15 protein-coding genes are annotated in these 20,503 nt (G+C 37.2%); 12 read left to right on the forward strand and 3 right to left on the reverse strand.

The features are described 5' to 3' along the window. The first annotated feature begins 208 nt into the window (after positions 1 to 208). Together dpiB and dpiA are read left to right on the forward strand one after the other, a co-directional pair. Entirely contained in the window at positions 209 to 1,837 is a 1,629-nt protein-coding gene (dpiB, locus tag PSF28_RS02600; protein WP_109911200.1) for a sensor histidine kinase DpiB, read from the forward strand. Between the two features lies 1 nt (position 1,838). Continuing rightward, positions 1,839 to 2,519 carry a two-component response regulator DpiA gene (dpiA, locus tag PSF28_RS02605; RefSeq protein WP_210839175.1) on the forward strand — a complete coding sequence of 227 codons (681 nt, stop codon included), beginning with the start codon at positions 1,839 to 1,841 and terminating at the stop codon, positions 2,517 to 2,519. A 113-nt stretch (positions 2,520 to 2,632) separates the two neighbouring features. Here dpiA and PSF28_RS02610 read toward each other — a convergent pair whose 3' ends face one another. Next, complete coding sequence (locus tag PSF28_RS02610) at positions 2,633 to 3,661, reverse strand: SEL1-like repeat protein (RefSeq protein WP_272684586.1); 1,029 nt, start codon at positions 3,659 to 3,661, stop codon at positions 2,633 to 2,635. Positions 3,662 to 4,607: 946 nt separating this feature from the next. Here PSF28_RS02610 and dtpA point away from each other — a divergent pair. Next, positions 4,608 to 6,074, forward strand: coding sequence for a dipeptide/tripeptide permease DtpA (dtpA, locus tag PSF28_RS02615; protein WP_109911202.1), 1,467 nt, complete (start codon positions 4,608 to 4,610; stop codon positions 6,072 to 6,074). A 74-nt stretch (positions 6,075 to 6,148) separates the two neighbouring features. On the opposite strand, the gene glpX is transcribed toward dtpA, so the two are convergent. After that, positions 6,149 to 7,126, reverse strand: coding sequence for a class II fructose-bisphosphatase (gene glpX, locus PSF28_RS02620; protein WP_210840409.1), 978 nt, complete (start codon positions 7,124 to 7,126; stop codon positions 6,149 to 6,151). A 162-nt stretch (positions 7,127 to 7,288) separates the two neighbouring features. Then, positions 7,289 to 8,212, reverse strand: coding sequence for an AEC family transporter (locus tag PSF28_RS02625; protein WP_210840408.1), 924 nt, complete (start codon positions 8,210 to 8,212; stop codon positions 7,289 to 7,291). Between the two features lie 585 nt (positions 8,213 to 8,797). On the opposite strand from PSF28_RS02625, the gene PSF28_RS02630 reads away from it, so the two are divergent. From PSF28_RS02630 to uvrC, 9 genes are all read left to right on the forward strand, one after another. Then, complete coding sequence (locus tag PSF28_RS02630; RefSeq protein WP_272684587.1) at positions 8,798 to 11,662, forward strand: DUF2339 domain-containing protein; 2,865 nt, start codon at positions 8,798 to 8,800, stop codon at positions 11,660 to 11,662. Further along, positions 11,659 to 13,146 carry a DUF3999 family protein gene (locus PSF28_RS02635; RefSeq protein ID WP_272684588.1) on the forward strand — a complete coding sequence of 496 codons (1,488 nt, stop codon included), beginning with the start codon at positions 11,659 to 11,661 and terminating at the stop codon, positions 13,144 to 13,146. Before PSF28_RS02630 ends, PSF28_RS02635 begins: the two co-directional genes overlap by 4 nt. 165 nt (positions 13,147 to 13,311) lie before the next feature. Then, positions 13,312 to 13,581, forward strand: coding sequence for a hypothetical protein (locus PSF28_RS02640; RefSeq protein ID WP_210840122.1), 270 nt, complete (start codon positions 13,312 to 13,314; stop codon positions 13,579 to 13,581). A gap of 74 nt (positions 13,582 to 13,655) precedes the next feature. After that, a complete protein-coding gene (locus PSF28_RS02645) occupies positions 13,656 to 14,069 on the forward strand; it encodes a GFA family protein (protein ID WP_210840123.1) in 414 nt (137 codons plus the stop codon). Between the two features lie 183 nt (positions 14,070 to 14,252). Continuing rightward, positions 14,253 to 14,660, forward strand: a complete 408-nt coding sequence (psiE, locus tag PSF28_RS02650; protein ID WP_371021253.1) for a phosphate-starvation-inducible protein PsiE — start codon at positions 14,253 to 14,255, stop codon at positions 14,658 to 14,660. A 294-nt stretch (positions 14,661 to 14,954) separates the two neighbouring features. Then, a complete protein-coding gene (locus PSF28_RS02655; RefSeq protein ID WP_210840125.1) occupies positions 14,955 to 16,508 on the forward strand; it encodes an AbgT family transporter in 1,554 nt (517 codons plus the stop codon). 67 nt (positions 16,509 to 16,575) lie between these two features. Then, a complete protein-coding gene (gene pepT, locus PSF28_RS02660; protein ID WP_210840126.1) occupies positions 16,576 to 17,808 on the forward strand; it encodes a peptidase T in 1,233 nt (410 codons plus the stop codon). A gap of 196 nt (positions 17,809 to 18,004) precedes the next feature. Beyond that, positions 18,005 to 18,691: a LuxR C-terminal-related transcriptional regulator gene (locus PSF28_RS02665; protein WP_272684589.1), complete on the forward strand. Its 687-nt coding sequence runs from the start codon at positions 18,005 to 18,007 to the stop codon at positions 18,689 to 18,691. Beyond that, positions 18,658 to 20,490: an excinuclease ABC subunit UvrC gene (uvrC, locus tag PSF28_RS02670; protein WP_109911211.1), complete on the forward strand. Its 1,833-nt coding sequence runs from the start codon at positions 18,658 to 18,660 to the stop codon at positions 20,488 to 20,490. The genes PSF28_RS02665 and uvrC overlap by 34 nt, the downstream gene beginning before the upstream one ends. The last annotated feature ends 13 nt before the right edge of the window (positions 20,491 to 20,503 follow it).

Raw genomic sequence — 20,503 nt, forward strand, 5'->3', positions numbered from 1 at the left:
TGACCTATTTCATGTTTCTTAAATGAGATTGTATTTGTTTAATGGTTTTAAAGTTTTTAATTATTGGATATGTTTTTTATTGCTTGGTTTTAATGTGTTTAATTATTAATATGTGTATTATACTTTTGGCTTGAATCCGATTTATCGGTTATCCTACCATTTTTGAATTAACAAAATTTTTACTTTTCAGCCAGTAACGAGATATAACATGAAAAAAGAATATGCATTCTCTTCATTGAAAAAAGTAAATTCAGTTTCATTTTCAGTACGAGTTTTTTTTCTGTTATTGATTGTTTCTGTTTTTTTGACGTTCGGGTTGGGCAAATATTTCACGGATACGGCTGAAAATCGATTGATTGCAAACATTCAATCATTAGCGATGAGCCAAGCAAAGCTGATTGCTTCTATTGATGGTGTGGTGCAATCAGTAAAGAATAGAGATATTCCGAGACTGAAGGTTATTGCTGACAAACTAAACCAAGATTCCAACTATGATTATGTGGTTATCGGTGATGAAAAATCAATTCGGTTATATCACCCAAATAGCCAAAAAATTGGTTTTGAAATGCAGTGGAACAAACCAGGTGCCTTAGAGAAAGGAGAAAGCTATTTCATTAATGGTGAAGGTTCGATGGGAAATGCTGTTAGAGCCAAGACCCCTATTTTTGATGAACAAGGTAAAGTGATTGGCGTAGTTTCTATTGGTTATTTGTCCAACAAAATTGATACGTCACGCAGTGAATTGTTTGTACAAACAGGTGCTACCTTTTTAGGAATATTGATTATTTTGCTGTTTTTATCTTGGGGTTTTTCACGTTTAATTCAAAAACAAATGTTGGGAATGGAACCTGAAGAGATTACTCAACTGGTGTTAGTACAAAAAGGAATATTTGAAGCCGTTTTTGAAGGTGTAATTGCGGTAAATACACAAGGACAAATAATCAATATCAACTCAAATGCGAGAAAAATGTTATCTCTGAGTAAGCCATTGGGCCAGTTAACAGGAACATTTGTATCAGAACATATATCGCCAGCTGATTTTTTTATTACCGATCTTGAAACAACTAAGCATGATGTGATTGGCGAGTTTAATGGTTTAAATGTGATTGCAAATCGGGTTGCGATTCGTGATGGTGAGCATCTGGTGGGGGCGGTTATTAGCTTTCGTAGTCAAAACGATATTGAATCGTTAAACTCTCAGTTGACCCAAGTTCGTCAATATATTGAAAATTTACGCACTTTACGGCACGAACACCTTAATTGGATGTCAACATTAAGTGGGTTATTGCAAATGAAAGAATACGACCAAGCGTTGGCTTTGATTAAAGGGGAATCAGAATCTCAGCAGCAATTAATTGATACACTCCGTGGGCAGTTTTTTGATAAGCAGGTTGCAGGTTTATTATTTGGTAAGCACCATCGAGCTAAAGAGTTAGGGTTACAATTAAAATTTACTGCCGGTAGTCAGTTGCATGAATTACCTGATTCGTTAAATAGTACGGAATTTTGTGCCATATTGGGAAATTTACTTGATAATGCGTTTGAAGCAAGTTTGAAAAATAATCAGGGTAATAAACAAGTGGAATTATACCTTTCTGATGAAGGGAAGGAGATTGTCATTGAAGTCGCGGATCAGGGGTGTGGTTTCCCATCAGAAATGCAAGATAAATGGTTCGAGCGCGGTGTGACAACGAAAACCGATGTGACAGATGGCCATGGTATCGGGTTATATCTTGTTGCATCTTATGTTAAACGCTGTAATGGTGCGGTTATTATTGAAGAAAATCAACCGCATGGTACAGTATTTTCAATTTTTATTCCGAAAGTGAAGATATAAAATGATTAAGATAAAAATCCTCATTGTGGAAGATGAGTTACTACTTGCTGAAATGCACAGTGAGTATATAAAAGCCTATCCTGCATGTGAGAAAGTGTGGCTTGCAGGTAATCTCGCTGAAGCGAGAAAAATGATTGAATACATGAAACCAGACCTGATTTTATTAGACAACTATTTACCTGATGGTAAAGGGATTGATCTGGTCCATGAGTTAATACAAGAAAGAAATAATGCAGATATTGTATTCACTACGGCTGCAAGCGATATGGATACGGTTTCTGAAGCTATTCGTTTAGGCGTTTTTGACTACTTAGTAAAGCCAATTGCCTATGAGCGTTTAGGTCAAACATTGGATAGGTATATTCAACGTAAATCTGTTGTACAGGACAGTAGTAAAACCAACCAAAGTAAAATTGATGATATGTTCAATACCTATGCGCGAGGTGAATCAAAGGAAGAACTTCCAACAGGCATTGATATCATTACACTTGAAAAAATACTCGCTTTGTTCACTGAACCTGATGTGCAATATACGGCAGAAAGTATTGCTGAAACCATCAAACTCAGTCGTACCACTGCAAGGCGTTATTTGGAGTATTGTTTAGCGAAGGATAAAATTGAAGCCGAAATTGAGTATGGCAAAGTTGGCCGACCGCAGCGGATTTACCGCACCAAATTGTGAGTGTCTGAATTAAGAGTATATGTTTATAGAAGCTCTGCATTGGCTATAAGCAATGCAGAGCTTCTATATCTTACTTATATTAGTGGTGCAACAGTAAGTTGGAAAAATAGAGTTTATTGTTGCTGGTTTTCTAAAATTAACACTTTCTTTTCAGCCCGCTCATGGCCTTTAGCGGCTGCGAGTTGATACCAGCGTAGAGCTTTTTTGTCATCGGCTTCAACACCCATACCATATTGGTAGCAAGCTCCTGCTGCATATTGCGCATCGACACTATTTTGCTGAGCGGCTTTTATAAACCAGTGACACGCCTTTGCTTGGTCAGCCTTGATACCATCACCGCGCGCATAGATAAGTGCGACGTTAAATTGAGCCGAAACTTCACCTTGTTCAGCGGCTTGGGTTAGCCACTTTATGGCGGATTGGATATCTTTTTTGGTACCTTGCCCTGTTAAGTACAGCATACCTAAGCTATTTTGGGCGGGGGAAAAGCCCAGTTCTGCGGCACGGGTAAAATACTGAAAGGCGAGAGGGTAGTTCACCTTATCATACATGCCTACAGCAGCCTGATAACCCAATAAATAGAGTGCTTGAGGATGGTTTTTTTCAGCAAGGGCAAGATATATTTTTTGGGCTTTTTGCGGGTCTTTTGTAACGGCTTTTCCCTCTTCATACCAATAGGCGAGGGTGAGCATAGCTGGTTGGAAATGTTGTTCAGCCGCTTTTTTTAGCCACTGCTCTGCTTTTTCTGGGTTTTTCTCTAATAAATTATCAAGGCCGTATAAGGTATATTCGGCCATATTCATTTGGCCAATAGGATCACCATTTTCGGCTGCTATTTTCATCCAGCGCAGCATTTGTTTCTCATCTAATTTAACCCCAGTGCCTTGTTGGTACATTAAACCAAGGTTAATTTGTGCTTTTGTAAAACCCTGATTAGCAGAGAGAAGATACCAATGTAAAGCTTGGTCAAATTGATGATGGGACTGATAAAACATACCTAAGTTAAACTGAGCTTCGGCTTGGCCCTGTTCCGCAAGTGCAATTAGTGTTTTTTCATTGATTAGTGGCGTCGTTTCTTCTGCAAAAGCAGGAGAGAAAAATACGTTAATAAAGATAAAAAACAGTAAAAATATTTTTTTCACATGACATCCTTTGTACTAAGCGCTCAATGACTAAGTTATCTTGTTAGGTAAGTTCCTGCAATGACTGACAGGTATTGTATATTAATACTACTAAATCAAATGGTTAATTGTTGCTATTAGCGCATTGAGCAAAAAATACATAAATATTTTAAAAAAAGATGAACTTTTTTCCTCTTTAACCAGTCTTAATAGTATCTATATACTGTTTACTTGCGTAAACATTCATATATTTACCCTCATCATTCATTTCTTTACACGAAGTAATGTAATAATGCACCTACGTAGTGATAGTTTGAATTTAGCAAAAAGATCCTTGAGTAGAATGCATTATGCCCAGTTTATAACTGGGCTTTTTTTTATCCAAAATTCCAGTTTGAATGTCTATTCAGCTGCTATTCTCTAAATCCTTTCTTATCATAAAAGAAAAAAGTGTTCATTTGTTATGGATATTTTTAGTTTCCCATAATGCTTACAGCAATAAATCATAGGGTTATAAATAGGGAGTTATAGTTTCACTATAGAATAATATTCTTAACATTTAATAAACAAATGACTAATTAGTAATCGATAAAAATTTGGCAATTTTGTAAAAAATTGAAGTAAATCACGATTAAATTCAATTCATGTAGTAATTAATACTAGCTAATTCTTTAATTTTGGTGCATAAATAACGTATATGGCTTAATTGATTATTGGGTTCTGGGCGGGTTATCTGCCAATTAATGTTGAATAAATAATCAAATGTGCTTTAACTCATTGAATTTATGTTTGAGATCCATAAACAAGTCTACACACAGTTTTGTTTGTTTTGAGGTCAGGGAATGATACTCCTCCTACCAAAAGTGAATCTTTTCAACTTTGAATTCTTGAGATCATAACAATGCGAGAGCGCATAGAGCGTTCCGTGGTTTTTTTGCATATGTACAGGTTGTACTAGAGGTAACTTGTGTCCACAACAAATAACAAAGAGGAAGTCAGTCTTAACGCGTTTAAGCAACCTCGCTCATTCTATCTTATTTTTTCTATCGAACTCTGGGAACGTTTTGGTTACTACGGTCTTCAAGGGATCCTTCCAATATACCTAAGCCAAGTGCTGGGTATGTCAGAAACAGAATCAATTACACTTTTCTCGGCGTTTGCAGCATTAGTTTATGGTTTTGTTGCGGTAGGTGGTTGGTTAGGGGATAAAGTTCTCGGAACAAAACGTGTTATTGTTCTTGGAACGATAACACTGATTGCGGGGTACGCATTTGTTGCTTTCTCAGGGCATGACGTGTCGATGGTGTATGTTGGCTTAGCAACTATTGCAGTTGGTAATGGTTTGTTTAAAGCAAACCCATCATCACTGTTATCAACCTGCTATGAAAAAGACGATCCTCGTTTGGACGGTGCATTCACCATGTACTATATGTCCGTGAATATCGGTTCATTCTTCTCAATGATTGCAACACCATGGTTAGCAAAACATTATGGCTGGGATGTTGCGTTCTCTCTTAGTGTTGTAGGCCTGATTATCACATTGATTAACTTCTATATGTGTAAAAAATGGGTTTCTCAACATGGCTCAAAGCCTGACTTCGCTCCTGTCGTGATCTCAAGATTGGTCGCAACTGTCGCTGGTGTTGTGGCACTTATTGCGATTTCAACATGGCTATTGCATAACCTCGGTATTGCTCGTACAGCACTAGCGATTATTTCTTTGGGTATTTTAGTTATCTTTATCAAAGAAACATTAGCACTGAAAGGTACAGCGCGTCGCCGCATGATTGTTGCATTGATTCTAATGCTTGAAGCGATCGTATTCTTTGTTCTTTATAGCCAAATGCCTACATCGCTAAACTTCTTTGCATTACATAACGTAGAGCATGAAGTTTTTGGTTTTTCTATTGAACCTGCACAATACCAAGCTCTGAACCCATTATGGATCATGATTGGAAGCCCAATTTTAGCTGCAATTTATAATAAAATGGGCGACAACTTACCGATGCCACATAAATTTGCCATTGGTATGTTGCTATGTTCCGCGGCATTCTTAGTTTTGCCATTAGGTGCGAAATTTGCAAATGAAGCAGGGATTGTTTCTGTTCAATGGCTAGTTATCTGCTATGGCTTCCAAAGTATTGGTGAGCTGATGATCTCAGGTCTTGGCCTTGCGATGGTAGCTCAGTTAGTTCCACAGCGTTTAATGGGCTTTATTATGGGCGCGTGGTTCCTGACTAACTCAGCAGCAGCATTTATCGCAGGGTATGTTGCCTCAATGGCAGCGGCACCAGAAGGTGAACTTACTAGTAAAGTTGAATCTTTAGCTGTGTATAGCGACGTATTCCTGAAGATTGGTTTAGTGACTGGTGTGATGGCAATTTTGATGGTTTTAACTGCTCCGATGTTAAATCGTATGACTCTTGAGCGTTAATTTTCATCTTAAATAGTTGTAATCAAAAGGGCTGAAAAGCCCTTTTGATATATACGACATACTGTATTATTGCATTAATTAAAATAGCGATTATTAATCAGTTTTAGCGAACGGTCACGGCCATTAACCAAAATGGTATTTGAAATACGGCTGTAAGCATCTATTGATACACCATCCATCAAGATTGTTGGTGTGATAGCTGTGGCGGCAAATATGACATCAGAAGTACTCACCATCTGGTCTAGAGATAACACTTCACCAATTTCTAACCCCATTTGCTGACAGCGCAAAATTTCTTGTGCCGCGAGCTGTTTGTTTTCTTCGCTATCCCCTTTGGCTTTATCTCGAGAAATTAGCCTTGCTTGCATATCACCGCCTAAAGCGCGAGCGATGGCTGCACTGATAATGCCTTCAGGAGCACCACCAGTCCCATACATCATATCAATGGGATGCTCTGGAAGGATGGTAAGTAATGAGGCGAGCACATCGCCATCAGGGATGGTAATCACATTCGCACCAAAATTACGGATAGTGTTAATAATGTGTTGATGGCGAGGTTTATCAAGCACTGCGATTGAAAGATTTGAAATTGGTTTATTCAGTGCGGAGGAGAGAAATTCTAAATTTTTTTCTAGGGGATTTGCCAGGTGAACAGCTCCTTTCGCTGCGGCACCAACAACAAGTTTTTCCATATACATATCAGGTGCTTGAAGCAGTGTTCCCGTTGGTGCAGCAGCAAGTACGGCAATGGCATTTTTTTCATTACAAGCTACCATACGAGTTCCATCGATAGGATCTACTGCAATATCTAACCCTACAGAACTCGATTGTTTGCCAACTTGTTCGCCAATATATAGCATCGGAGCATCGTCGATTTCACCTTCACCAATAACAATTTTGCCATGAAAATCAATTTCATTTAGGCGATTTCTCATTGCTTCAACAGCGGCTTTATCTGCGGCATTTTTATCTTGTTTACCTACCCAATCGAAGGCAGCTACAGCAGCGACTTCGGTAACGGAAGCGATAGCGGAAGCTAACTCATCACTAATTTTCATTTTTTGTTCGTATCCCAGGTGTATAAAAGAAAAGTACTTATCTCTATGATACGTTTTTTGTGATCTGTCTGGCAAATTATAGCTGATAAAAGCAACAGAGAATTTAGTGCCGCAATGAAATGGCAGCCTATGTTTAGGCTACCATTAATTTAAAAGCTAAAGCATTTCGACGATAGTGATACCGCCAATAATTGAAATTAAGGCAGCAAGTGTACTTAATAACACGGTTCCAGCAGAGGTTTCCGTATAGGCCTGATTGCTAATTGCTAATGCAGGAACGGCGGTCGCGGTGGGTAATACACCAATGATAAATGCGGCTTTAAGTAAATCATCTTGTAATCCTAAAGCGAGCCCAGTCCCTAAAATAAGAGCGGCTTGAACAAAGTTTTTTATAAAGACATTAAATATAATTTCCTTACTTATTGTCAGTTTGATCCCTGAAAGGAGCAATCCAAGGAAGAATAAAGCAACTCCGCCTGCTGTTTTACCTAATTCATTAACTGAGTTTTGTAATATTTCAGGTAATTTAACACCAAAAATAGCCAATAATGCCCCTAGAATAGGAAGAAAAACTAAGGGTTGGGCAATGGCTTTCCCAACAGATTTAAAGACACTATGCCCTTGTTGTGAGCCACTGATCATTAAGAGAGTAAATGGGATAATAATGACCGTATAAATAAGGTTGCCTAATACCATAGCGATTAAGCCTGATGACCCGACAGTTGCGAGCAATACAGGCGGCCCACAGTAGGCCATATCAGGAAAAGACACCGACAATGCTTGCATTGCAGCATCTTTTTTGTTGTGGAGAAAAATAAACTTACCAAAAATAAAACCAATCACGTATGTTGCAATTAGTCCTACGGCTAATGCTAATAAGTAGTCAATATTGAGCAATACCGAGGGGGGAGCCTGTGCAGCAGCAAGAAATAATGCAAATGGTAATGCTATTTTAACTACAAAGTCAGCAAAGGCTTGGGAATACTCTCTTTTGATAAACCCATATTTACCCGATAGCCAACCGACGGCTAATCCAAGAACAATGGGTCCTAAAGCAGCAAGTATAATGTGAGTTAGCATTAAAAATTCTCCCGATATTATGCGATAGGCTTTGTTGTATAAAAAGTCTGTGAAATGACAGTTAACATTTTCCCGAGTGTTAACGTTATTTAAATTAAAACATTTATGCTTTTATCAATGTGTTATAAAAAATAATTAATATAGTTTTACATGATTTTAGTCATTTAAGGATAGTAAATATTAGAGTAATACGTTGAAGATAAAGATATTATATAGATAACATAATAAAAATAATTCTACTAATAAAATTTTCATTGCTAATTTTATTGGTATCTAAAAAGGAATGCTAAAAATAGATACTTAATAAATTACTTATTCTTTATGAATAAAATTATCATTAAATGATGATTAAGGGTTTTCTTAGTTACTAAAATAACTAATGAGGGTATTAATAAATCATAAAAAAAGTGCCGTATCGCTTCTTTTTTGTTTAAGGTATACCTAAAAGCAGAATGTAACGAATTATTTTGTAACAGTTTATTACATTTGGTTGGCAAGGGGATCAATGCTATCTACACTAGCAGTAATCGTGGTCATTATTTTCCAGATTCTAAATTGTGAATTTTATTATGAGGAAACCTATTTGTGGATACTTGGATACTAGTAGGACTCGTATTAGTTTTTCTGCTAGTGCTAGCTCCGATTCTTGCTATCATTGCCATCAATCGAACAGGTCGGTTGCAGTACCAAATTTCGCTGTTAAATCAGAAGGTTTCCTCGTTAGAAACTTTACTTTCAAAAGCAAAATACACGCAAAGTACATCCGTTGATGGTGTGGCATCTCCCCAACCAGTCTTAGATGAAATACAGGATGCACCTGTAGAGCAAGAGGGAAATGAATTTTCTTCTAGTGCGGACGTTAAATTAGACAATGAAATGGGAGCAGCTCAAGAGCTTGCCTCGATGAGCCATGTTGCTTACCAGCAAGCTGAAAAAGAACGTGGTTTATCTGATAATGTGAACTCGGTTTCTATGAGGGAACAATCTACTCATGAAAATACCAACCTAAATAGGTTTGATAACACGGTAGTACAGCAAATTGACCCAAATCGATTTAATCATAATAAACCTAATACAAATCAAAATAATCAGCATTCGGTTAGTCATGATAAATCAATATTCAGCCATTTCTTTAGTTGGTTATTTAAAGGAAACCCAGTTGCGAAAATAGGTATCCTGCTGTTATTCCTAGGGGTGGCATATTTACTGAATTACAGCGTGCAAAATGAAATTATTTCACCACAAATGCGGTTGATTTTCAGTGCGGTAGGGTGCTTAGCCTTACTAGGGGTTGGTTGGTGGTTACGAAACAAAAAGGCATTATTTGGGTTGATTTTACAAGGAGGGGCGATAGGCTGCTTGTATATCACTATTTTTGCTGCCTTCAAATTATATACGATGGTGCCATATGGAATGGCATTTGCGTTTATGTTACTTATTTGTGCCGCAAGTATTGCTTTGGCATTATTGCAGCGAACTATTAGTTTAGCCGTTTTAGCATCAATAGGTGGGTATTTAGCACCTGTATTGCTTTCTACTGGCGGTGGAAGCCATGTTGTCTTGTTTTCTTATTACCTGATGCTGTCTATTGGTATTTTGGTTATTAGTGTGTGGCAAGCTTGGCGTCCTTTAAATTTAGTTGGTATGGTGATGACTTATGGTGTTGCCATTTTATGGGGATTAGAAAATTACCAGCCAGACTATTATTTATCCTGCCAACTCTTTATCATCGCTAATTTAGTTGTATTTAATGCCTTAACTCAACTGTTTTCACTGCGTTTTGAACATAGCAAGCAACTGATTGTTGATAATACACTGCTGTTTGTTCCACCTTTTATTAGTATTGCCCTTCAATTCTTTATTTCACAAGGGGAAGGTTTACTGCCAGCCTTTATTTCACTGGTGGTAGGTTTGTTATATCTGATAACTGGATTACAAGTACATAAGCGCTATAAATCTGCTGGCAAAAATATGGCATTAGCGAATATTATTATTGGCGCTGGTTTTATTACTTTAGCTATTCCACTAGCGTTAACATTTGAGTGGACCTCCATTATTTGGTCATTAGAAGGGTTGCTAATTCTTTGGTTTGGCTTACAGCAAAACCAGAAAAAAATGGCGGCTATTGGTTCTTTATTGATTGTTATTAGCGCAATAACCTTATTAAGTGATTATCCTTATTTATATTGGAGTCGCAGTAGTACTTATATGGTGCCAGTGCTATTAATCGCATGTTTTATGGCTGGTGGGCTTTTCCATACTCGTCGTCATGAAGACAGCAACTTTACTTTATTTAGCTACGGTTTCTTAATTATTGGCTTGGTGACTTGGTTTTGCTGGCTCCCCTTATTTACCGATATCTTATCATGGAGTCGTGAATCTGAAGGCTTTATTATTTTAGTATTGGTCGTTATTTCTGTTTGGTTTTGGCGTTTATATGCTATCCATATAAATTGGGTGCCATTACTACTTTGCCAATCCATCCTATGGATTGCGGGTTATTATTATCTTGGTTTAGATTTCTTAAATGACCAAAACCCGATGGGGCGTGGCGAGGGTTCTCTTATATGGCCAGTTGTATTGGGTAGCTCTGTTTTATTTGTTATTCATGCGTATAAACTTCGTGATCGCTGGATGCAAAGAGTACTTCATAGCGCTAATTTATGGCTAATTCTTGCATTTATTGCTACTCAAGTGAATTGGTTCGTCTCCATTTTACCGTGGGGAATGCATGAAGTGGGGTATTTTATTTATGTCATGGCGATAACACTAACCGTGATTGTTCTTTATTGGCTGCAACAAAATAGAACGCCACCAATGAAACGTAATGGGTTAATTTATTGGTATGCAATGCTCCCTGTGACAGTGGGGTTAATTGTATTATCTTGCTATGCGAATTTAGAAGATGGCAAATTGACCTTTTGGAGTTATGTGCCGTTAATCAACCCATTAGATGAAGCTGGGTTATTTAGTATTGCGACTCTAATTTTAATACGTAAAGGCTTCACTCAAAAAATACGTAACGTGACAGCGGCTAATTTTTGGGTTCTACGTAGTTTATTAGTGGCTATAATTGCACTTTCTGCTTATTGGTTTAACGGTATTTTAATTCGTGCAATAGCAGATTTCGCTGAGCTAAATTGGAACTATGATACTCTTTATGATTCACGCTTAGTGCAAACTGTGCTTTCTATCAGTTGGGCATTGGCTGCACTAGCCTGTATCACTATTGCCGCTATTAAGAAAAATCGTATTTGGTGGTTTATGGGAGCCGGTATTTTTGCTTGTGTTATTGCCAAGTTATTCTTAATTGATATTTATGGGCAGGGTGGTATTTCTCGCGCAATTTCCTTTATTGGCGTTGCATTATTAATTTTAATTGTTGGGTATTTTTCACCATTACCACCAAAAGAAACAAAAGGGAAAGTCGAACAGGAGAAACAATCATGAGTTTAATAAAAAATACCGGGCTAAGAAGGTTTTTTGCAGTCTTCTCTTTGTCATTATTGTTTTCAAGTTACTTAAATGCGCAGACAGTAGAAGAGGCTACACCTTATAGCTTTTATCAAGGCTCAGAAATAAATGTACTCGATACATCGACTCCTTTTTATTGGTTAGAGCTCCCTGTAAATGCATACATTAATTCAGCGTACCCCAAGACCTTGCAAGATGTTCGCGTCTTTAACGGTACGGGTAATGAAATTCCTTCAGTCTTATTTTCTGATACGGAAAAGTCCATTTCTAATGAGAAAGTGATTTTTACGCCACAACGTTTAGTGACGCAGGTTGATAGTGTTAATTCTCATGATGATGTGCGCAGAGAAAGGCAACATCTATTAGTTGAATCTATTCCAGGCAAGGTAAATAGAATTGAGTTGCCTAGTATGCAGGTAAAAGACAATGTTGCTTATCAGGCTTATTTATTAACGAGAAATCAAAGTCAAACTAAAGATACGCCAATTAAAAACCTGACATTAGACTGGGCCAAAAGTGAGAATGAATGGCAGGCAAAGGTATTTGTTTTTTCCAGTGATGACAAAGAAAACTGGCTAAATATCGCAACAAACCAGCCAATTATGAATTTGAAGTTAAATTCTGAAACTATTGCAAGTAATAATATTGAATTATTAAATGGTAATTCAGAGGCATTGAATGCACCTTATCTTATGGCTGTGATTGTAAGTGGCCCTGATATTGTTATCCCTGACTTATTAAAAGTAAATGCTACTTCTAGTATACTTAATTCAACTTATCGTCAGGAATTATTCCATTTTGAAATGACCAATGATGGAGTTTCAAAAGACCATGTTATATATCAATTGCCAAGAGCTCAGCCATTAAGTGAGTTACAAATACAATTGCAGCAATCAAATCGCGTGATCCCACTAAAAATTGAGTATTCATCTGATAGAGGTGAAAGTTGGAAATTACTCACTAATATTGTTGCATATAATCAAATAATAGAGGGTGAATTAGTTAGTAATCCGAGCACTACACTTTATGGCGAAATGGTAGGTAAAGTAAGAATTTCTGCACTCAAAGGCAGTTGGGAGGACCAACCACCAAGGCTAACGGGGAAACGAGATGCTTATAACCTTATTTTTAATTTACAAGGTCCCGCTCCGTATTTGCTTGTTTGGGGAAATAAACAAGCAAGCTTCGATAAATTGACCACAAGCCAGCTGATAGGGAAACCAGATAGCATTGATGAACTAATGATGAATTACCCTCAGCTCTTTCTTGATAATACAGTCATTGAATTGGGGGGTGTAGATAGGTTAACTGCAACAGAAGAAGTTGATGATAATTTTAGCTGGCTGATAATTACCTTATGGGTATTATTATTTATTGGAATATTAGTATTAGGGTATTTTTGCTGGTATTTATTAAGAGAAGTTAATTCTTCAGATAAAACGAACAATGAAGAGCTATAACTAGATTTTTATTAACCAAATAGGGGATCGCACCCTATTTGGTCTTAATTTACGTCGTTGACGGTTTTGACATCTCTTTACTTAATCATGATAACTCTTACTTGTAGCCTGTTTTTTCTGACAGAGATTTGCGCTAAAACAGTTCTAGTGGAATAGGAGATAATGATGAAAAAAATATTACTGGCTCGTATATTTATTATGGTTGTTATTTTGACTGGTTTTTCAATAGCTGCCCAAGCTACGAGTAATACGGTATTAACAGAGATTGCTGTACATAACAAAGTGACGTATGAATATGTGCTACAAAATACAGACGGAAATGACGCAGATATTGAGTTTGAACGGGAAACGAAAGAACTTGATAGTTCACAACTGCGCAGTATTGTTAACGATAAACGTTTTAGTGGGCGACAATTCAGAATAGATGAAAGGTAAATCATCACTTAAATTTTACTGCGGACACGCTCATATTAAGATTACAAATCTACGATCTAAATAAAGGGGATTCTATGCATCAAGGCCAATGTTTGTGCGGTTCTGTAAAAATCACAACGCCAAAAGATATTAGTCATGTCAGTGTATGCCATTGCGGAATGTGCCAAAAGTGGAATGGTGGTCCAGGTTTTAGTGTTGATTGTGGTAACGATTTAATCATTGAGGGGCAAGAAGCTGTGACAATTTTCGCGTCATCTCAATGGGGAGAACGTGCATTTTGTAAAAATTGTGGTTCACACCTTTTTTATCATTTACTTTCGCCTTCAACATATTATGCATCAGCAGCTTTATTTAAAGAGAGCCAAGATGCGCAAATGAGTATGCAAATTTACATCGATAGCAAGCCTAAGTATTATAACTTTGTGGAAAGGACACCTATGTTGACAGAGAAAGATATTATGGAAATGATGTCCCCATCATCTGACTAAAGTTTCTAGTTATAGTATTAATAGCAAGAAATAGGCAATTCGGTAGTAGCTATTCAGACTGTATTTTTTGATTTTATTGGTTAAATTAAGTTCTTATTTGTCATGCGAACGACTTAAATTTGTTTTACAATTAAGGTAATAACTAGACTTAGAAGTTGTTCTGAGGGATAACAAATGAACGGTATGAAAGGAATGCGTCATGCGAGTAATATCGCGTGGGTACTGCAATGGATATTAAATATAGGCTTGATAGCACTCGCTGCTGTACTTGTATTCTTCTTAGCTAAAGAAACAGTGACAATGGCGTCATTAATGTTTGGTAGCTCAAAAGGAGCAACGGCCTATGAGTTACTAGAAGGTATTGTCATTTATTTTTTGTATTTTGAATTTATTGCTTTGATAATAAAGTATTTTATGTCGGGCTATCACTTCCCACTAAGGTATTTTATCTATATAGGTATTACGGCAATTATTCGCTTAATTATTGTTGACCATAGTGACCCAATGACAACGCTGTTACATGCAGGGGCGATTTTGGTACTTGTTGTAGCACTTTATATTGCAAATACTGAAAAATTAAAGCGTGAATAACATACATTAGTGTAATTTACGTGCATACAAAAAAAGTGTAATTATTATTCCTTTTTTTGTATGCGTAACCACGAAGCCAAACACTTAAGTAATATATTCTACATCTAAATCTATAAGTTAATAAAATTTAAGATATAGTATATTTGAAATATAAAATTAATATAAATAATTCTAATGTTTTAATTTGCAACTGGTTTATCCTGTTAGAACTAATCACAAAAGTATTTTACTTTTATATATAGGTTATTTACTGTTATAAAGTTTCTATTCTAATAACATAAGTAGCTTGTAAATATGACAACTAAAACACTTCCCAAGAAAAAAGGGTTCTTAAACCGTGTTGAGCGCATTGGTAATGTTATGCCTGATGTGACTATGCTGTTTGTTTATGCCCTGATTATATGTTGGTTTTTATCTTATCTGCTTTCTTTCGTAGATTTTAGTTATTACCATCCTCTTTCAAAAGAAAAAATCGCTATAGTTAATATGTTCCAGTATGAGGAAATAATATTATTTATTACTGCGGCAGTTAAAAATTTCATTAATTTTCCTCCTCTCGGTATAACGATAGTGGCAACGTTAGGTATTGGTATCGCTGAAAGCAGCGGTTTTATTAATACTGCATTGAAAAAAATGTTGTCGTTTATTTCACCTCGAATGTTAACGCCTACTGTGGTGTTTGTCGGGATCGTTTCTCATATTGCTTCAGACTCTGCCTATGTTATTTTAATGCCAGTTGCAGCAATGATGTTTTATGCGAGTGGCCGTCATCCATTAGCTGGGATTGCTGCAGCATTTGCAGGTTTAGCGGGTGGATTTACTGCAAGCTATACACCGTCAATTATTGACCCAATAATGCAGAGCTTTACACAAGATGCTGCGCAAATGCTAGCACCAGGTTATAGCGTAAATGTTTTATGTAACTATTTCTTTAGTTTGGGTGGTACATTTGGGGTTATTTTCACGTGCTGGTTTATCACTGAAAAGATTGTTGAACCATGGTTAAATAAAAATTGTCCGATCAGTACAAACGAAGTGGATACTGATTCTGAAAAAGATTTAGGTAAAATTACGAATGTTGAGAATCGTGCTTTTCGTATTTCAGGTTTAGTGCTAATTGCTTTAGGTATCGGATTATTTGCATTGTTATGGCCAGAGAACTCCCCATTACGTGGGCCTGATGGCAGCTTAACTAGCCCAAAAGCACCTATTATGCAAATCGTTGTGCCTTTACTGTTTATTTTCTTTGCTTTGCCAGGCATTGTTTATGGTTATATGACGAAATCTTTTACGTCAACAAAAGATGTTGTTAAGGCAATGGAAAATATTACTAAGTCACTTATCCCATTTATTGTTTTTGCTTTTTTTGCTGCCCAATTTTTATATTCATTTCAACATTCTAATTTAGGTACATTATTAGCACTTTCAGGAGCTGAGTTATTACGTACACTTGATATGCCATCTGGAATGACTGTCTTTGGCGTCATTCTATTAACCGCTATTTTAAATATCATGATTACTTCAGCGACATCAAAATGGGCAATTATGGCGCCAGTATTGGTACCGATGCTAATGGCAGTGGGAATTTCACCTGAGTTAACACAAGCTGCATTTCGTGTTAGTGACTCAGCAATGAACGTGAGCACACCGATGTTTCCGTTTTATCCGTTAATCCTGATGTATTGTCAAAAATACTATAAAAATGCAGGAATAGGAACATTGTGCTCAATGATGATCCCATTTACTGTTGGGTTATTAATTATTTTGACTTCAACATTATATTTGTTCTGGGCTTTTGATATCCCAATTGGTTTCGACAGCGGTTACACATGGCATCCTGCACAGTAAGTAGGGCCAATACCCTATCTATTAAGTAAATAGATAGGGTAAATATAGTCAATGCAAGGAATATGAAATGAACGAATTAGGTAAACAATTAGAGCAGCGTTTTTACCGCTATCTCGCTATTGAAAGCCAAAGTGACGCAGCAAGCACAGTTGTTCCAAGCACAGAAGGGCAACGTGAGCTGGCAAAATTATTAGCGCAAGAACTTGAAAGCTATGGTCTGAAAGATATTTATATTGATGACCATGCCATCTTATATGCAATGCGCCCAGGAAATAAGCCTTCAGCACCAAAAATAGGTTTTGTGACTCATTTAGATACTGTCGATGTTGGGTTATCTCCCATCATTAAGCCTCAAACTTTGAGGTACGAAGGGCAGGATTTATGTTTAAATGAAAAAGAAAACATTTGGTTTAAGACTGCCGAGCACCCTGAAGCCGCGCCTTATATGGGTGAAGATATTATTTTTAGCGATGGAACCAGTGTACTGGGCGCTGATAATAAAGCCGCTGTAACGGTTGTTATGGAATTAATGCATAAGCTGCAATATGCTGATTTTGATTGTGGGGATATCTACGTTGCGTTTGTACCTGATGAAGAAATTGGTCTACGCGGTTCTAAAATTATGGATTTAACCCGCTTTAATGTTGACTTTGCTTATACTATTGACTGCTGTGCACTTGGTGAGGTTGTGTATGAAACGTTTAATGCAGCTTCTATCGAAGTTTCAATTAAAGGTATTACTGCACATCCCATGTCAGCTAAGAATGTATTATTGAATCCTATTCGGGTTGCGCATGATTTTATTGGCTGTTTTGACCGTTTTGATACCCCTGAGCACACAGAGCATCGCGAAGGCTATTTTTATATCACAGATTTAATCGCAAACCCTGATAATGCTAAAATTAAAATGGCGATCCGTGATTTTGACCGCCATAGTTTCGCAGCTCGAAAACATTTTATAGAACAAGCGGTTGAGTTAATAAAAGCGCGTCATCCACGAGCAAAAATTGAATGCAATATTGTAGATGTGTATAGTAATATTAGTGACTCGTTAGGTGATGATCGTACAGCAATTGATTTAATTTTCGATGCATTGAAAATTCAAGAGGTTGAACCTAAAGTGATCCCGATGCGTGGTGGTACGGATGGTTCTGCTTTATCAGCAAGAGGCGTCTTAACTCCAAATTATTTTACTGGGGCACTTAATTTCCATTCATGCTTTGAGTTTCTACCAATCAGCTCTTTTGAGAAAAGCTACTTAGTATCAGAAACTATTTGTCGTTTAGTTGGAAAAAAATAACACTTCAGTTAATTCTTAATATTAAGACCACTCGATAAGGTGGTCTTTAATTATTAATCCACATGAGTTATTCACCTAAATTATAATTTAATATTATTTTTAATAAAACAAAAATAAATAAAAAAGTGTATGTGACTTTTTTATTTATTCATTTATTATTTTTACAATTAATTTTAAAATCCAACAGGGGAATTAATTGATTAATATTATAATAATTGACGATAATAATATTGCAATTCGTGGTTTTGAGGCGGTTTTTTCACGTCATATACGCTATAAGGTTGTTGCTTCTTTTCCAACTGTGGAACATGCGATTACATGGAATAGATGCCAAAAAGCAAATATGATTTTAATCAGTAGTGATCGCTTCCGTTATGATTCACTAAAAACAATTCAGACACTGCGCCGAACTCAGCCGGACGTTGGGATCATTATTTACAATGTCAGAAATAATCCGTCATTTTTTTTAAAGGCGCTAGATATCGGTATTTTTGGTTTATTAAGTATCAATGTGACAGAAGAAGACCTCATTGAAGCTATCCAGATTGTGAGTGTTAAACGGCGAATTATCTCTCCGGATATTGCGCAAGACCTTGCTCTCCAGCGGTTAATTTATAGCAATCAACAAGATATATATGATTTATTATCAGGGCGTGAGTTGGAAATCATGTTAATGATTACTCAGGGGATACCTATCAAACGAGTGGCTGAGTCGCTTTCCTTGAGCCCTAAAACAGTAAATACCTATCGATATCGAATGTTTAGTAAACTTAATATCTGTAGTGATGTAGAATTAACTCATATAGCCATCAGTTATGGTTTAATTACAGCAAAACAGGGTTTATCCGAGTGTCAGAACAGTTCGAGCCGAAAGCTTTCTTAAAAACAGTCACTAATCAACCTGGTGTGTACCGTATGTATGACGCTGGGGAAACGGTCATATATGTAGGGAAAGCAAAGGATCTTAAAAAACGCTTATCCAGTTACTTTCGTGAAAATGTGGGTAGCCGTAAAACAGAGCAGTTGGTTAAGCAAATCGCCTCTATTGATGTGACGGTGACTCATACCGAAACAGAAGCACTATTACTTGAACACAACTATATTAAGTTGTATCAACCACGTTATAACGTATTGTTGCGTGATGATAAATCTTATCCTTATCTATTTTTGAGCAGTGAAACACACCCTCGAATTTCGATGCATCGAGGGGCGAAACATGCGAAAGGTGAGTACTTTGGCCCTTTCCCAAGTTCTTATGCGGTGAGAGAAACATTGGCGTTAATGCAGAAGTTGTTTCCGATACGTCAATGTGAAGATAGCATGTATCGAAATCGCTCAAGGCCTTGTCTGCAATATCAAATTGGCCGTTGCTTAGGTCCTTGTGTTAAAGGCTTAGTTTCCGATGAAGACTATAATCAACAAGTAGAATATGTTCGTTTATTTTTAACCGGAAAAGATAAACAAGTTTTGGCGGGTCTCGTTGAGCGTATGGAAAAGGCAAGTTTAGAACTACGCTTTGAAGATGCCGCACGTTTTAGGGATCAAATTCAAGCGGTAAGGGCTGTTACGGAAGAGCAGTATGTATCTGGGGACAGTGATGACCTAGACGTTATTGGTGTTTCTTTTGAGTCTGGCCTTGCTTGCGTGCATGTACTTTTTATTCGTCAAGGGAAAGTCCTTGGAAGCCGTAGCTATTTTCCTAAAATTCCCGCAGATACTCAGCTTGAGGAAGTGGTTCAAACCTTCTTAGGTCAGTTTTATTTACAAGGCAGCGAAAATAGAACGCTACCGGGTGAAATATTATTAGATTTTGCATTAACAGAAAAAGAATTATTAGCGGAGTCTCTTTCTGAGATAGCCGGTCGTAAAATTAATATTCAAAGCCAGCCGCGTGGTGTGAGGGCTCGTTACTTAAAATTAGCGAGAACGAATGCATCAATTGCGCTTTCTACAAAATTAGCGCAACACTCTACGGTGCAACAACGCATGGCAGCACTAGCAAAAGTCGTTAATTTAGAAAATATTAACCGCATGGAGTGCTTTGATATTTCACATACGATGGGTGAGCAAACCGTCGCCTCTTGTGTTGTATTTGATAAATCTGGGCCAGTTAAATCAGAGTATCGGCGCTATAATATTACAGGGATCACTCCAGGGGATGATTATGCGGCGATGCATCAAGTCTTAACACGTCGTTATGGTAAACATATTGATGAAAGCAAAGTGCCTGACATCATCTTTATTGATGGTGGTAAAGGCCAACTAGGGCAGGCAAGGGATGTATTTAATTCACTTGAGGTCGATTGGGATAAAAAACACCCATTGCTAATTGGTGTGGCTAAGGGAAGCGATCGTAAAGCGGGGCTTGAAACGTTATTTTTAAAACCTGAAGGCGAAGGTTTTTCATTACCACCAGATTCTCCCGCGTTGCATGTGATCCAGCATATCCGAGATGAGTCGCATAATCATGCGATTACGGGGCATCGACAACGACGAGCAAAGGTCAAAAGTACTAGCGCATTAGAGTCAATTGAAGGGGTTGGGCCAAAACGTCGGCAGATGCTGCTAAAATATATGGGGGGGTTACAGCCTTTACGCAATGCAAGCATAGAAGAAATCGCAAAAGTGCCCTCGATCTCATACGCCCTTGCAGAAAAGATTTATAATGCATTGAAACAGTGAGTGTCTTAGGGCA

Source organism: Providencia sp. PROV130 (assembly GCF_028482225.1).
GTDB classification, from domain to species: Bacteria; Pseudomonadota; Gammaproteobacteria; order Enterobacterales; family Enterobacteriaceae; genus Providencia; species Providencia rettgeri.